Genomic DNA, 15875 nt, shown 5'->3' with positions numbered 1-15875 from the left:
TGTTATGTTGATTATTAATCAACGCATAACCATTTTACTAAAAAAACTAATAAACCTATACTAATTAATGATTTAAAGAAATCTAAAAATGATTAAAATCTACCTCAAAAGTTTCATCTCAACCCTTTTTATAATTAATACTTTTGCTACTTATGCGCAGCAAAATTCTTCACAATTAATTGCAGATAATGTGGAGGGTCTTATTAAAAATCTTACTACTAAATCAAGGAGTTTTTCTATTAGTTTACCTGCAAAAAATGCTTCTGTATCCTTAACAACTAAAGTAGAAGAGGTTCAAGATGATCAAACTACTTATATCGGAAGTATTGATAACGAAAAACTCTCCACTTTTACAATATATAAAACAAAAGATAAAATAGATGGGACTTTAGTGCTTAGAAATAATAAAACGGGGTATGAAATTTTCACGAATGATCTAGGAAAGGTATACATAAAAGAAGTTGATATTAATTCTCTAGTTTGTATAGACTTTGAAGCAATTAAAGAAGAAAATCAGTTAAACAAAAATGATACGTCTTCGAGAATGCCTCCCCAATTAGAAAGTCTTCCTGGAGCGCCAGGAATTATTTATTTAGATTTTGATGGAGAGGTCGTTTCTGGAACAAGTTGGGTAAGTGGAGGAACAATTAATGCGCAATCTCCAAATTTTTCTGATCAAAAAATAATAGATATTTGGAAAATAATGGCTGAAGATTTTAGTGCTTTCAACCTAAATGTAACTACTAGAAGAGATTTATATGATGCAGCTCCACAAAACAAAAGAATGATGTGTATTTTTACTCCTACTAATGACGCGGCGCCTGGTTCTGGTGGTGTAGCGTATTTAGGTTCTTTTTCTTCTACTAGGACTGATAATCCTTGTTGGGTATATAACTTATCTACAAGAGCCGCTGGAGAAACTGGATCACACGAAGTAGGACATACATTAAGACTAAGTCATGATGGTAGGCCTGGAGAAGAATATTATGCTGGTCACGGACAATGGTCTCCTATAATGGGATGGAGCGCCAGCAAACCAATAGGCCATTGGAGTATGGGAGAATATGATGATGCTACACAACAACAAGATGATATAGAAATTATCGCTGGATCACAAAATGGTATCGGTTTTAGAGAAGATGATCATAAAGATGTTCTAGCAGAAGCAACTCCTATTCTGGTAGATACGGATGGAAATGTCAGTGCTGATCAAAATTTTGGCTTTATTCATAATCGTACCGATAAGGACATCTTTTCTTTTGTAATTGAAACAGGAAATGTATCCTTCAATTTCAATCCCAGCCCAGACAACCCTAATCTTAATATACAAGCTCGTATTCTAAATGGTATTGGAGAAGAAATTGCTACTTCAGACCCTTCTGGTCTTAGTGCTAATATTGATTTAGATCTTACGTTTGGAACGTATTTTATAGAAATTGATGGTGTTGGCGAGGGTAATCTAAGTAATGGATATTCTGATTACTCTTCTATCGGTAATTATTATATATCTGGTAAATATATTCCGGGTGATAATAATCAACCACCAATAGCAAATTTTGAAGCAGCAACAAATTGTTCTACAGTTAATTTTAATAGCACCACAATAAATAATGTAAATACATATTCTTGGGATTTTGGAGATGGAAACACTTCTACAGAACAGAATCCAACTCATACTTATGCCAATAGTGGAACGTATAGTGTATCACTTACTACATCCAATAGTGCTGGTGAAGATACTAGACAAAGAGATGATTTTATTTCTATTAATATTCCGCAACAACCAATTGGCGAAAATCAAAGTATTTGTATTGGTGAATCCGCTTCTTTAACTGTTACCGGAAATAGTGAATTTGAATGGTATGATGCTCCAACTGGTGGAAATCTATTATATACAGGAGCAACGTATGAAGCTAATACTTTGCAAACAAGTCAAACGTATTATGTATCAGGGTCTTTTGATAACTGTACAACAAATACTAGAACGGAAATACAAGTAATTGTCGAGGAGAACCCACAACCTCCTACCCTTTCAATTCCGGACACCAAAAATCTAACAGTAGAATCAATATATGCACAATACCAATGGTATTTTAATGGTGTAATGATAACTGGAGCTAATGATTCTCAGTATAGACCCGATCAAATAGGAGATTATAGTGTAGAAGTTTTTAATGAAACTGGCTGTAATGCTATTTCATCAATATTCTCAGTAGATTTATCTCAATTAAATCTAAGTCAAGGATCCAGTGTTTTCAATTTTTATCCAAATCCTACAAGAGATATACTTATCATTGATGGACTAACTATTAACGAAAAAGATATAAGAATTGTAAATACATCTGGACAAGTCGTAATGAATACGATCATACAGCCTCAAGTAGATTTAACTAAATTATCTAGTGGACTTTATATGATTTTAATAAATAATAAATCTGTTGGTAAATTCGTGAAACTATAATAAAATTAAGCCAGCATCAAAAGCATATTTTTAAAATATAAAAATATGCTTTTTTGTTTCATAATGATCAAAAATGCATTTTAACTTTCCTTTAATAGATTTTTGAATATCTTTAGAAACCAAAATTACTAGGCTTGAAACACACATTTTTATTTCTCCTCGCTTTACTCCCTGGGATGCTTTTTTGTCAAAAAGAACCCATAAAAGGAACTATTATTACAGAATATGGTAAAACATACGATGTTAAGAACCCAGATTTTAAAACTGATCTCGCAAATGATTTAAAAGCAGTTTTTGATGTAGGGCGATCCTTTAATGATAGTACTAAAGTAAATCCTTTAATAAATACAGCTGCCAGATATCTTAACATGCACGTACATGCTGGAGTATCTGTAAAAAAACTTAAAGTTGCGTTAGTAATACATGGGAGTGCCGCTAATGATATATTAAATGATGAAAATTATAATTCGAAATTTGGTATCAATAATCCTAATACTGCTTTAATTTCTGCACTTGCAGAAAAAGGAGTTCAAGTTATTTTATGCGGACAAACTGCGGCTCATAGAAACATTTCTAAATCTGATACACATCCAAAAGTAAAATTTTCGTTATCGGCAATGACTGCTTTAGTGCAATTACAAAATAAAGATTTTAGACTCATTAATTTTTAACTCAACGTACTTTATGAAAAACAACATACTAATCGTCATACTTCTGTTATGTTGCGGTATACAGGCGCAAAAAATAGACCCTTCCATAAATTCTATGTCAGAAAAAGTAGAAAGTAAGGTGATAGAATGGCGAAGAGATTTTCATCAAAATCCAGAACTATCGAATAGAGAATTTGAAACAGCAAAAAAAATTGCAAAACATCTAAAAAGCCTTGGTATTGAAGTAACAGAAAATGTAGCTAAAACTGGAGTTGTAGGAATTCTAAAAGGTGGTAAAGAAGGAAAAGTCGTCGCTTTAAGAGCAGATATTGATGCATTACCTGTAACGGAAAGAGTAGAAGTCCCTTTTAAATCGACTGTAAAAACTACTTTTCTTGGTTCAGAGGTTGGTGTAAGTCATGCTTGTGGACACGATACGCATACTGCAATATTAATGGGAGTTGCAGAAGTTTTAAGTAAGAATAAAGAAAAAATAAGTGGTACTGTTAAATTTATTTTTCAACCAGCAGAAGAAGGTCCACCACCAGGAGAAGAAGGTGGTGCTAAATTAATGATCAAAGAAGGGGTTCTTAAAAACCCGGATGTAGATGCGATCTTTGGACTTCACATAAATTCAGGAACACCAGTAGGAATGATACGATACAAACCAGGTGGAACCATGGCTGCCGTAGAGCGTTTTGTAATCGATGTAAAAGGAAAACAAACTCATGGATCTGCTCCATGGACAGGAGTTGATCCTATTTTAATTTCTGCAAAAATTATTGACGGTCTACAAACTATTATTAGTAGAGAATCTCCTTTAGTAGATGAAGCAGCAGTTATAACAGTAGGAAAAATAACTAGTGGTGTACGATTTAATATTATACCAGAAAGTGCAGAAATGATTGGTACGGTAAGAACACTTGACCCAAGAATGCGTCAAATGATTATACGTCGTATGAATGAGATGGTTCCTGCTATTGCTAAAGCGTATGGTGGAGAAGCAACCATAACTTTTCAGAACAATACTTCTATCACTTATAATGATCCCGCTCTTGTAGCAAAAATGTTGCCTACCATAGAAGGAATTGCTGGAAAAGAAAATGTAATTTTATCCAAAGCTACTACCGGAGGAGAAGACTTTTCGTATTTTCAAGAAGTGGTACCTGGTTTTTACTTCTTCTTAGGAGGAAAATCACCAGATGAAAAAAAAGCGGCTTCGCACCATACACCTGATTTTTATATTGATGAAAGTGGTTTATTACTAGGTGTAAAAGTGATGTCGCAATTAACATTAGATTATTTAAATGCTCAATAATTTTAATTACTAAATGGATACTGTATTAGATTTTATTAGTTCTATATCTTGGTGGATGTGGATTTTAATCGCTCTTATATTCATTGCGATTAGAGATATATTCTTTAACAAAAAACATACGGTTAGTCATAATTTCCCTATCGTTGGACACCTTAGATACCTTCTGGAAAGTATCGGGCCAGAAATGAGACAATACTTTGTAGCTAATAATAGAGAAGAACTTCCTTTTAATAGAATTGAAAGAGGATGGGTATATGCTTCATCTAAAAATGAAAACAACTATGAAGGGTTTGGTACTGATCGAGATATTTATCAGCATCAACATATTTTTATAAAAAATTGTATGATTCCTTTTCAGATGAATACGGATCATCCTAATAAGCTTGATAAAACCTTTTTACCTTGTGCAAAGGTAATGGGAGCATATAATCAACGTAAAAAACCATATCGCCCCGCATCTGCAATCAATGTCTCAGCGATGAGTTATGGTTCATTATCCGCTCGTGCTATTGATTCTCTTAATAATGGAGTAAAAAAGGCAGGTGCTTATCATAATACGGGAGAAGGTGGATTATCACCATATCATAGTAATGGTGGGGATGTTGTTTTTCATTTTGGCACAGGGTATTTTGGTGTTCGTACAGAGGATGGAAACTTTTCTATGGAAAAAATGAAAACTTTAGTTGAAAAAAATCCATTTATAAAAGCCATCGAAATTAAACTTTCTCAAGGAGCTAAACCCGGTAAAGGTGGTGTACTCCCAGGTGCAAAAATCACATCAGAAATTGCTAAAATTAGAGGGGTAGAAATAGGTAAAGATGTCTTATCACCTTCCACTCATAAAGCTTTTAAAGATGTTCCAGAATTATTACAATTGATTGAGGATATAGCTTCAGAAACGGGATTACCTGTTGGGATCAAAGCCGCAATTGGTAAAACTGAACAATGGGAACTACTTGCGGAGTTAATGGTAAAATCTAATAGAGGCCCCGATTTTATTACAATTGATGGTGGCGAAGGAGGAACAGGTGCTGCTCCCCCAAGTTTTGCTGATCACGTATCGCTACCTTGGATTTATGGTTTTAGTGCTATTTATAAAATATTTCAAAAACACAATCTAACAGATAGAGTAGTTTTTATCGGTAGTGGTAAATTAGGTTTTCCTGCAAAAGCTGCCATGGCTTTTGCAATGGGGGCAGATTGTATTAATGTAGCTAGAGAAGCAATGATGAGTATCGGTTGTATACAAGCGCAAATTTGTCATACTAATAAATGTCCTGCAGGAATTGCTACACAAAGTAAGTGGTTACAAAAAGGAATAAACGTACCTCTTAAATCTGATCGACTGGCGCAATATTTTAAATCGTTTCGGAAAGAACTAATAGAAATAACCCACGCGGCTGGATATGAACATCCTTCTCAATTTACAATGAAAGACATTGATGTAAATGTGGATGATGGTGAGCTCACAAAAACCTTAGAACAATCTTTTAAGTATAGCAAAACCCCTGTAGAATTTACTTGTACTCAAGATTTAAAAGATTGCGCTCATCTTGGAGGAAATTATAAAGAAATAACTAACAAATAGTAAAACAATATACATGAATCTCGAAATTATTCCATTACTAATCTCACTAATACCTTCTCTCTTTATTACGATATTGGCACTCTTTTATTTCAAAACGCATACAGATAATGAAGAAAAGCGAAGACGGTTTTTATTACATCAAGAAAATCAAAAACAAGCACTTCCTTTAAGATTACAGGCTTATGAGCGCATGGCTTTATTTTTAGAAAGAATTTCTCCTGGTAAGCTATTACTAAGAACGGCTCCTATAGATGATGATAAAAAAAGTTATGAATCATTATTGGTAAATACAATTGAACAAGAATTTGACCATAATCTTACCCAGCAGATTTACATATCCGATGAATGTTGGAATATCGTAAAAGCTGCTAAAAATGGAACTATTGCTTTAATTAGAAAGACAGTAATGAAAGAAGAAATAGACTCTGCTAATAAAATGAGAGAATTTATCCTAACAGAGATCATAGAAAAAGGTTCGCCTAGTGATACCGCTTTATCTGCTATTAAAACTGAAGTTGAAGACTTATTTTAATCGTATTTAGAATTTCACATATAATCAATATCCTATTGACCTGAAACAAATAAAATCATATATATAAAACATTAAAATTATGTTGACTGATATTAATCCCAAGCTACCAATGAGAAATAAAAATGTTACTAAAGATTTCTATATTGATAAATTAGGGTTTAAAGAGTTTGGGAATACTAATTTTAATGAATATTTAATGATCGAAAAAGATGAAATTCAAATTCATTTTTTTGAGTTTAAAAAAATCGATCCTAAAAAAAATTATGGACAAGTTTATATTAGAACTAATAACATAGAACAACTATATCAGACTTTATTAAGTAATAATGTAAGTATCCACCCGAATGGAAAATTAGAATCTAAACCTTGGAGACAGAAAGAGTTTTCTTTACTTGATCCAGATAGTAACCTTCTTACATTCGGTCAAGCTATTTAAAAAAACGAATAAATAATGGCATATTATTATCTCTTCCCTTGTTGTAACTGTATTTTATATTATTGAAGTTATTTTTAAATGGATTTGAAATTATATATACCAAAAATTGTCATTCTTTTTATTGGGCTATTCATGTTTTCACTTTCCAGTTCAATGGTAAGCATAACCGGTCCATCTACTATTGAATCTAGTATTATACCAATTTCAATTAATCAGAAAGGGGAAATACTATGTAAAACACGTTTTTCAAAAAATGAAATGGGGGCTTATAGTCCAATGGAAATTCAATATGGATTTTGTATTATCACAAAGGATACAATTAATGAATTCATAACTAAAACCCTACTCCCTACTCCCGAATCATCATATTTTAAACAAAAGGATTATTGGGATATCATCTTTAAATCAAAAACAAACCAACAACAACTGGACGAAATAAATAAAATAATACTAAAAAATAAATATAGCTTTTCATTAACGGATCTAAATATCTTTAAAATCAATAAAGTACTTTCTATTTCTAAATTTGAAAAGAATAAAAATACTTCGCTAAAAAACAACAAACAGAAAGGATTGAAGGGTGCAAAGAGTAAAGAATATTTTAGTGATAAAAAAATACGGGTATTGTATGATTTTGGCAACATAGTAATTCTTGAGAATGATAATAATATTGATCAAAACGAATTAGAATTGGGTGCTAATTTTGACTATCATAATTCTTCAAACATCACTACAGATAATAATGGTAACAATATAAGTTTAGGATTTGATATTAGTCAAGTAACGGGTATATTGATCATTAATAATATAAATCCAAAATGAAAGAAACTCTTTTAGGAATATTGATTATTATACATCTTGGATGCAAAGGGCAAAACAAGGAACAAGTTTTACATAAAGAGACTCACAAAACAACTAGAGCTTCTTATCAACAAAAAACCAAATACATACAAACATTAAAAGAACTAAAATTAGCAACTGATTCGTCCAAAAGTTATGAATCAATAAAAAGCAGCATACAAGCTAAAAAGCTAGATTACAAGGGATCATCAACTGATTCCTTATCTAATTTATTCACAATTTCTTTAGTAAATCGAATAATCCCATTTTGGGAAGGTACAGAATGGTCTTTTGAAGGACATACATCCGTCCCGAAGAAAGGGAAAATCGCTTGCGGGTATTTTGTTTCAACAACTCTAAAACATATTGGTGTAAATATCAATAGGTATAAACTAGCTCAACAAAGCCCAATTAATGAAGCACAAAGTTTAGGAGTGGAATCTAAAGTCTTGAAAATTTCAGAAAATTCTATTGATCAAAATATCTCTAAAATTAACTCGACTCTAACAGAAGGAATTCATTTTATTGGATTTGATACTAGTCATGTTGGATATATTCTAAAAACAAAAGATCAACTATATCTAATTCATTCAAATTACATTGATTCTAAAGGAGTAGAAATAGAAAGAATTGAAGATTCAGATGTTTTTGCTTCTTATTCCGTTTATTACATTTCTGAACTTAGCACCAATAAACATCTTTTAAAAAATTGGATACAAGAAACTGAAATTCAAGTAATCAGTGCAAAATAAAATCCAATAAGAAAGCACATAAAAATAAAAAAAGCACTCCTAACTTAATCACGCTATAAAAAGATGATCTTTTTTTCAATCTTGATACGTTTATAAATACTAAAAGACATTTTTTCTTGTTATAAAACATATGTTTTATTCTGTAAAACAATAGTACATACTCCTGTGTTTGATGAATTTGCTTAGAAGAACCCAGACACTCTTCTAATCAAGCTGTCCAAAACCAGAATATTTAATTGGAAGCTGTTCATCATTCTTCCTCCTTTTTACGCACGGGTATTTATAAATATCAAGAAGACTATGTTTTCTTGATAAGCGAGTCATTTGTATAAGTGAATCAAACCATTATCAACAAATTCAATATCAAGTCAAATGAAAAAAATTGCACTCTTAAAAACAAAAAACCAACATTATTTTAAACAAAAGCAACACAGCTTTTTAAAAATACTTAGTTTATTTCTACTATGTGTTTTTTATCATAATACTGCATTCTCGCAAGAAAATGAATCATACCATTTGGGAAATGAAAAGACTTTTACACAAACCTTTTGGAATAAAAAATCTGACATAATTACGCTCGACGTTTCAAAAGATATATCCTATAAAGGAAAGATCACCAAAACAGAAGGAAACACAGATACATACTCTATTATTGGAAGTATAAATGATGATAATACTTCTACATTTCATATTACAAAACAAAATAATATCATTTCTGGCCATATCGTATTATACAAAGAAAAAATAGCATATCGATACTACTCCGATGATGTGAACACTGTTCTCGTTCAAAAAATCGACATTCATAAAGTTCTTTGTATAGATTATGAAAAAGTAACTTCAGAAGAAACTAATACTAATAAAGCATCTTCTAGAGCACCTTTATTATCTAGTCTTCCTGGATCTGCATATACCGTATATTTAGATTTTGATGGAGAAGTAGTTAGTGATACCTGGTGGGTTAATGGAGGTACTATTAATGCACAACCAACAGGATATAGCGATGCTAAAATCACAGAAATATGGAGAATAATGGCCGAAGATTTCAGACCTTTTGATATTAATATTACTACAGATAGAACTGCTTTCGAAAGTACTCCAATCAATCAAAGGATGATGTGTATTTTCACACCTACCACAGATGCAGCTCCTGGATCCGGAGGTGTCGCATATCTCAATTCTTTCTCTAATACCAATATAGATAACCCATGTTGGGTATATAATAGTGGAACCAGATCAGCTGGAGAAACAGGATCTCACGAAGTTGGTCATACCTTAGGCCTATCGCACGATGGTGTGCCTGGAAATCAATATTATGCTGGTCATGCAGATTGGAGTCCAATTATGGGATGGAGTGCTAGTAGACCCATTGGACAATGGAGTAAAGGAGAATATGACAATGCAATTACACAAGAAGATGATATGGCAATCATATCAGGAAATAGAAATGGTTTTGGATATAAAGAAGATGACCATTCGGATGACATAGCACAAGCCACACCTATACAAGTAAGTACAGATGGAACCGTTAATCCATCATTACATCAAGCCTTAATTTCTACAAAAGGGGATAAAGATTTATTTTCTTTTATTACTGCTGGTGGCGAAGTGAATTTTAATATTGATCCAGATCCATTTTACCCAAATCTAAATATCCAGGCTAGAATAATTAGTGGTACAGGAGAAGAGCTTGCTATCTCTAATCCAACTAATAGTCTTAGTGCTAGTATTAATGCTACATTAGCGGGAGGAACATATTTTATAGAAATCGATGGTGTTGGAGAAGGAAATGTTTCTAATGGGTATTCGGATTATTCCTCTGTTGGTTTTTACGAAATCTCAGGATCCTATACTCCCGGAAACAATAATCAGCCTCCTATTGCTAATTTCGAGGCATCTATAAATTGCGATCAAGTACGTTTTTTAAATACGTCTATCAATACAATTACTTCGGTTTCTTGGGATTTTGGAGATGGAACTACTTCTACAGAACTGAATCCTACACATACCTATACGACAAACGGTACATATACGGTTTCACTAACAGCGACTAATACAATAGGGGAAGATACTAATATCAAAGAAGATTTAATCACGATCAATATTGCAACATTACCAGAAAACATGAACCAATCCATATGTCCTGGAAATACCACCACTATAACAGCATCGGGTAGTTCTGGTTACATATGGTATGACGCTATAGATAGTAATACAGCTATTGCTACAGGTGCTGACTTAGATGTTTCTAATCTTACAGAAGACCAAACATTTTATGTAGCAGGAACTATTGAACCTATTATATCTGCAGTAACTGGAATACAAGACATATCATCTAATTCTGGAGATATTCATCAAGGAGGGTTTAATCTAGTTTTTGATGTAAATCAGCCTATTATCCTTAAAAAAGCGAAAGTAATAGCAGAAGGATCTGGAAACAGAACATTACAACTTATTGATGCGGCTGGAACTGTACTAGAAACAAAAACTATAAATATTCCTGATGGAGAAAGTATCATTGATATCAATATGAATATTCCTGTAGGAACAGATTTGGAAATAGGTTTTCTTGAAGAGGCAAATCTTTTCAGAAGTAATGATAATATTAACTATCCTTATATTGTAGAAAACGTAATTAATATTAAAAGAAGTTCTGCAACCACTGCGCCAGAAGGCTTTTACTACTATCTATATAATTGGGAAATTTCTACTTTAGGTGGATGCCAAACTACAGAACGTGCAGTAGTCGAAATAAGTATCTCAGATGCTCCAGCATTACCAACAATGAATGTTAATGCAGAAACAAATGAAATTTCGGCGGTAGAACCGTATACCTCATATCAATGGTATTTTAATAACCAAGAAATAGAAGGTGCTACCGGTTCTAGCTACATAGCCGAAGAAACAGGTACTTACGCATTAGAAGTATTTAACGATGTTGGATGTAGCATATTCTCTGAGAATATTGAAATTCAGCCATTATCTATTATCGATATTGAATCACCAGAAAATCAAATCATCTTATATCCTAACCCGGCAAGAGAAATCTTAAATATAGGTGGAGTATCTGCATTAGAAGATAAATATTCTCTAAAAGTAGTAAATAGTTTAGGTCAGACAATCATAAATAGATCTGATATTCCTGAAACTTTAAATACTAGTTCTCTTCCAGAAGGGTTATACTTCTTACTTATCAATAATAAATTAGTAGATCGATTTATTAAAACAATAAATTAACAATAGTATCTAATAATCTTATGTAAACTAGGCCATACTAAGTTTCTTTATTTTAGACTTACTTAGTATGGCTTACTTATAGTATAAACACAGCTAGAAAATTACCCTGCCATATCAATATTTTTTAATTTATTTTCTTCTGCTTGCTTTGCTTTATCGGCTGCATATTCGAATCCTTGCTGCCACCAATTACGCATCAATTTTTTATTAAACACTAGCGAGTTTTCTGTCAATTTAGAAGGTGTATAATATAAATTGAGTACTACATTTTTATTTTTTGCAGCCAACTTTCCTACCACAGTATCGTGACCTTCTACCTGATCAAACATAAAACTAAACAAGTTTACCATTAAAGAAAAAGGATTCTTACCTAGTACTTTATTATGTTCCATATTTTCGGATTCTAGGATAACAGCATCAACTTCGGTAGCACCTCTTTTGATTGCTTCTCTAATAGGAACCATTGAACCAAAGCCACCATCAGCATATTCGCAACCATTTTTGGTTACTAAACTCATAAAAGGAACATAATTACAAGATATCCAGATCCAATCACAAAAATCCTCATAAGAAAAATCCTTTATAGACTTATACTCCGTAGTATTTTTTGTTAAATTAGATACTGTTACAACAATATCTTCCACCTTTTTTTTAGCAAGTTCAAACTCTATTTCAGAAAAATTTCTACGAATATTTCTTCTAAGATTCTTGCTTTCTCCAAAGGTTCTTTTTCGCTTCAGGAATTGTACAACCGTGTTAAAGAAATTAATTGAAACAAATTCTCGATTACCTTTCTTTCTGGTTCTAAAAGGATTTACACTAAAAATAGTACTTTGATTTACATTGGTATAGATATCATATACTTTATCAATGTTTCCTAATGCTAATTGAGGTATTAACAAACTTCCGGTAGAAGTTCCGAGAAAAAGATCATACTTCCTTCCTTCCTCCTGCATTAAATATTGAGCTACGCCACCTGCGTATGCTCCTTTACTTCCTCCTCCGGATATGACTAATGCGCGCATATATTTTGATTATAGTCTATTTGATATATTTTTTTCTTTGGCAAATTCATAGCCTTTTTTCCACCATTTTTTCATTTTCTCTTTTTCAAATACTAATGAATTCGTGGTTAATACTGTAGGTGTGTAATATAAATCCATAGCCACATCTTTTCTAGTCGCTATAAATTTACCAATTCTAATATTTTGATGCTCTATAGTATCCATCATAAAATCTACCATACTCGTTATTAGAGTAAATGGATTTTTTGTAGGCATGCGATTAAGGTAATTAATTTCGGTTTCTAGAACAATCACATCAACCTCTGTAGCCCCTCTGCGAATAGCTTCTTCTATAGGTACCATCGAACCCAATCCTCCATCAACATAATCACAATTGTTTTTCCTTACCAAACTCATAAAGGGTGGATAATTACAAGAAATCCATATCCAATCACAATACTCCTGATATGTACACTCTTTAATAGATTTATACTCTACTTCATTGGTTGATAAATTTGTCACCGTAATAATAACATCCTTATCAGTTTGTTTAATTTTATGAAAATACGTTTCTGTTACTGATTGCTTAATAAGATCTCTAAGGTTTCTACTATCCCCAAAAGATTTATTACCTTTTATTAAATTTCGGAATACATTAAAATGATTAATTGAAATTTCATTGTACCCTCTTTTCTTTTTAATAACAAAAGGGCAATTTCTAAAAATTGAAGATTGATTAACAGAAGTATATATATCTTTGATCTCTTGTATTTTAGCGAGAGCTAAATGAGAAATCAAGAGACTACCAGTAGATGTCCCTACATATAAGTCGTATTCCCTTCCTAAATCCTGAATTAAATACTGTGCTACTCCACCTGCAAAAGCTCCCTTACTTCCTCCTCCGGAAATTACTAATGCACGCATATCATAGTTTATGGGGTTAATTTCTTTTCTAAAAACTCTTGTTGCCTCTTCGGCAAATTATTCTTTAAATCTACATATTTCTTTTGAAAATTAGGACTCTTCAAAAGGTTATCCAAAACTTTTCTACAAAAGTTTCGAAATCTCCAATTATAATGTACCGCTCCATCAACAAGATCTATAAGGGATTGGTCGGAAAAAGCCTGTAAACTTTCTAAATATGTAAAAGCATTTTCTCTAGTACTAAAATGATGTTTCGAAGATGAATACCCTGATAATTCTGTATAAAAGTCTTGATGCTTCTCGCTTTGATATTCTTTGGTACTTAATGCTAAGACCAACCACAGAATTCGAACATTTTTATCATTAAATCCAATGATATCTTTAGTTTGCTCTAAATATCTACTTCGCTCCGAAGGAAAATTAGCCCATAAATGGTATAGTGCCGGTTCTATAGTAGCATATGATTGATCTTCTAATAAGGACTCATACTGTTTTTGTAAACTTTTAGGAATACTACTCATCGTATTGGCAATTGCTTGTCTAACATATATGTTATTAGTCTCAAATGCTTTTGTAAACAATGCCAATGCTTCTTGTGATGTATCTCCTTCTAATTGATAGATCACCTCTTGACCTAAATATTCGTTTATGGGAAAGTCTAAAGCTGTTGCTAACGTTCCCCATTTGCCCGCAATGGGTTGCGTTCGCTCTGCAGCAAGATTTAAATATTTTTTAATAAATGTAGACTTTGTCAATATATCTAGTGCTTCTTGCGAAGGAAACTCAATTGCTTCCAACCATATTTTTTGATATTCTGATAAATCTGCGCCACTTACTTCTTCAGCAATAGTAATAAAATCAGATGTGGTCACATTACCGTATTTATGTTTCTCTAAATAATTATTAATTGTTACCTTAAAATGCGCTTCACCAATATCATTTTTAAGAGCGTGTAGTGCCCAGGCACCTCGCTGATAGAACGTAAGAGAACTGGCCTTAGGATCTAATAAAGAAGTAGCATTATTAGCTTTAGATTGCTCTGTAAGTTGTTCTGCACTTTCATATAATTTATACTGAAAATATTCTTCACCAAAAATTTCTCTTTCTGCTAGCAATGCGTAATACGTAGCAAACCCTTCTTGAAGCCAATGATGTTTCCCTTCTGTTTCTGTAACTAAATCACCAAACCATTGATGAGCTAATTCATGAGCATTTACATTAATATAATTACGATCATTGAAACCAATATTATCAACTACAAAAGCATCAGAAAAAATCGTTGTTCCTGTGTTTTCCATCCCCGCATATAAAAAGTCTTTAACCGGAATTTGCTTATAATTTTGCCAAGGAAAAGCATATCCAATCTCTTTTTCGAGAAAATCAAATAGCTGTTTACTGTGCTTATAAGTAGGTTCGAATTTGTCTTTATCCTCTGGATAATAATACATTTCTAATGGAATACCACTTTCCGAGGTTTCCACCACTTTTTCATATTTACCAATAGCCAATGCTAGTAAATAACTACTCATAGGGTGTACCATATCATATTCCCATCGTTGGATAGAATCATTTACCGCTTGCTTGCTAACTAATTTACCATTAGCAATTACTTCATAATTTGAGTTATAATTGATTGTCAAATCAAATATGACCTTCTCATTCATATCGTCAAAACTAGGTAACCAATTAGATGTGTATTTACCTTGTCCTTGCGTCCATATTTGATCATTACCCTGATAATCATTTAAGAAATAAAGTGCCTTTTTAGGAGCAGCTATATACTGTATTTCGATAGTTTGCTCAGCTCCTAACTTAAAATCAGAAGTGATTTCTATTTTTTTATCATCATATACTACATCTATCTTCTCGCCATCTAATAAAACATTCATAATTCGCATGTTTTGTGCATCAATAAAAATAGATTGCGTAGGTTGCTTTATCCGAAAGGTATAAATTACTCTTCCTTCTACTTTTCTATAATTCGCATCTAGAAATATATTTACCTTTCCTGTTATAAAATCTACAGAGGATTGTTCTTTTTTTGTGTTTTCAAGTAAACTATCTACTTGCTGAGCATTGATTCCTATGGAAGCAACACTTATAATTAGACATAAAATAAATCGCATATCATTC

Annotated in this window: 12 protein-coding genes; 9 read left to right on the top strand and 3 right to left on the bottom strand. The window is 32.3% G+C overall.

What is annotated here, in order from left to right; genetic code table 11:
* The first annotated feature begins 88 nt into the window (after nt 1-88).
* The 9 genes from J8L88_RS22065 to J8L88_RS22025 all read left to right on the top strand — a co-directional run bounded on the left by J8L88_RS22065 (nt 89) and on the right by J8L88_RS22025 (nt 11814).
* Nucleotides 89-2461: a PKD domain-containing protein gene (locus J8L88_RS22065; protein WP_211061868.1), complete on the top strand. Its 2373-nt coding sequence runs from the start codon at nt 89-91 to the stop codon at nt 2459-2461.
* 134 nt (nt 2462-2595) lie between these two features.
* Nucleotides 2596-3132, top strand: coding sequence for a DsrE family protein (locus tag J8L88_RS22060; RefSeq protein ID WP_147404308.1), 537 nt, complete (start codon nt 2596-2598; stop codon nt 3130-3132).
* Nucleotides 3133-3145: 13 nt separating this feature from the next.
* Nucleotides 3146-4429: an amidohydrolase gene (locus tag J8L88_RS22055; protein ID WP_027394148.1), complete on the top strand. Its 1284-nt coding sequence runs from the start codon at nt 3146-3148 to the stop codon at nt 4427-4429.
* A 13-nt stretch (nt 4430-4442) separates the two neighbouring features.
* A complete protein-coding gene (locus tag J8L88_RS22050) occupies nt 4443-6017 on the top strand; it encodes an FMN-binding glutamate synthase family protein (protein WP_027394147.1) in 1575 nt (524 codons plus the stop codon).
* Between the two features lie 13 nt (nt 6018-6030).
* The gene (locus J8L88_RS22045; RefSeq protein ID WP_027394146.1) at nt 6031-6549 is read left to right on the top strand and encodes a hypothetical protein; all 519 of its coding nucleotides are present in this window, start codon (nt 6031-6033) and stop codon (nt 6547-6549) included.
* A gap of 79 nt (nt 6550-6628) precedes the next feature.
* Nucleotides 6629-6985 carry a VOC family protein gene (locus tag J8L88_RS22040; RefSeq protein ID WP_211061867.1) on the top strand — a complete coding sequence of 119 codons (357 nt, stop codon included), beginning with the start codon at nt 6629-6631 and terminating at the stop codon, nt 6983-6985.
* Between the two features lie 78 nt (nt 6986-7063).
* Nucleotides 7064-7807 carry a hypothetical protein gene (locus tag J8L88_RS22035; RefSeq protein ID WP_027394144.1) on the top strand — a complete coding sequence of 248 codons (744 nt, stop codon included), beginning with the start codon at nt 7064-7066 and terminating at the stop codon, nt 7805-7807.
* Nucleotides 7804-8577 (top strand): hypothetical protein, encoded by a 774-nt coding sequence (locus J8L88_RS22030; protein WP_051336211.1) that lies wholly within the window; start codon nt 7804-7806, stop codon nt 8575-8577. Before J8L88_RS22035 ends, J8L88_RS22030 begins: the two co-directional genes overlap by 4 nt.
* A gap of 372 nt (nt 8578-8949) precedes the next feature.
* Nucleotides 8950-11814: a PKD domain-containing protein gene (locus J8L88_RS22025; protein ID WP_211061866.1), complete on the top strand. Its 2865-nt coding sequence runs from the start codon at nt 8950-8952 to the stop codon at nt 11812-11814.
* Nucleotides 11815-11915: 101 nt separating this feature from the next.
* Here J8L88_RS22025 and J8L88_RS22020 read toward each other — a convergent pair whose 3' ends face one another.
* Genes J8L88_RS22020 through J8L88_RS22010 form a run of 3 tightly spaced genes read right to left on the bottom strand, consistent with a single transcriptional unit; the run spans nt 11916 to nt 15868 of the window.
* Complete coding sequence (locus tag J8L88_RS22020) at nt 11916-12839, bottom strand: patatin family protein (protein WP_211061865.1); 924 nt, start codon at nt 12837-12839, stop codon at nt 11916-11918.
* Nucleotides 12840-12848: 9 nt separating this feature from the next.
* On the bottom strand, nt 12849-13742 hold the full coding sequence (locus tag J8L88_RS22015) for a patatin family protein (RefSeq protein WP_118385820.1): 894 nt from the start codon (nt 13740-13742) through the stop codon (nt 12849-12851).
* An 8-nt stretch (nt 13743-13750) separates the two neighbouring features.
* Nucleotides 13751-15868, bottom strand: a complete 2118-nt coding sequence (locus J8L88_RS22010; RefSeq protein WP_233557641.1) for a M1 family metallopeptidase — start codon at nt 15866-15868, stop codon at nt 13751-13753.
* Between the last annotated feature and the right edge of the window lie 7 nt (nt 15869-15875).

Origin of the sequence: Aquimarina sp. MMG015, assembly GCF_018100855.1 — a bacterium.
Lineage (GTDB): Bacteria > Bacteroidota > Bacteroidia > Flavobacteriales > Flavobacteriaceae > Aquimarina > Aquimarina latercula.
The sequence above is the reverse complement of the archived record's forward strand: the minus strand, read 5'-3'. Positions and strand labels throughout refer to the sequence as shown.

Coding starts and splice junctions, on each gene's coding strand:
- J8L88_RS22065 (WP_211061868.1), top strand. CDS start 89: ATGATTAAAATCTACCTCAAAAGTTTCATCTCAACCCTTTTTATAATT.
- J8L88_RS22055 (WP_027394148.1), top strand. CDS start 3,146: ATGAAAAACAACATACTAATCGTCATACTTCTGTTATGTTGCGGTATA.
- J8L88_RS22050 (WP_027394147.1), top strand. CDS start 4,443: ATGGATACTGTATTAGATTTTATTAGTTCTATATCTTGGTGGATGTGG.
- J8L88_RS22045 (WP_027394146.1), top strand. CDS start 6,031: ATGAATCTCGAAATTATTCCATTACTAATCTCACTAATACCTTCTCTC.
- J8L88_RS22040 (WP_211061867.1), top strand. CDS start 6,629: ATGTTGACTGATATTAATCCCAAGCTACCAATGAGAAATAAAAATGTT.
- J8L88_RS22035 (WP_027394144.1), top strand. CDS start 7,064: ATGGATTTGAAATTATATATACCAAAAATTGTCATTCTTTTTATTGGG.
- J8L88_RS22030 (WP_051336211.1), top strand. CDS start 7,804: ATGAAAGAAACTCTTTTAGGAATATTGATTATTATACATCTTGGATGC.
- J8L88_RS22025 (WP_211061866.1), top strand. CDS start 8,950: ATGAAAAAAATTGCACTCTTAAAAACAAAAAACCAACATTATTTTAAA.
- J8L88_RS22020 (WP_211061865.1), bottom strand. CDS start 12,839: ATGCGCGCATTAGTCATATCCGGAGGAGGAAGTAAAGGAGCATACGCA.
- J8L88_RS22015 (WP_118385820.1), bottom strand. CDS start 13,742: ATGCGTGCATTAGTAATTTCCGGAGGAGGAAGTAAGGGAGCTTTTGCA.
- J8L88_RS22010 (WP_233557641.1), bottom strand. CDS start 15,868: ATGCGATTTATTTTATGTCTAATTATAAGTGTTGCTTCCATAGGAATC.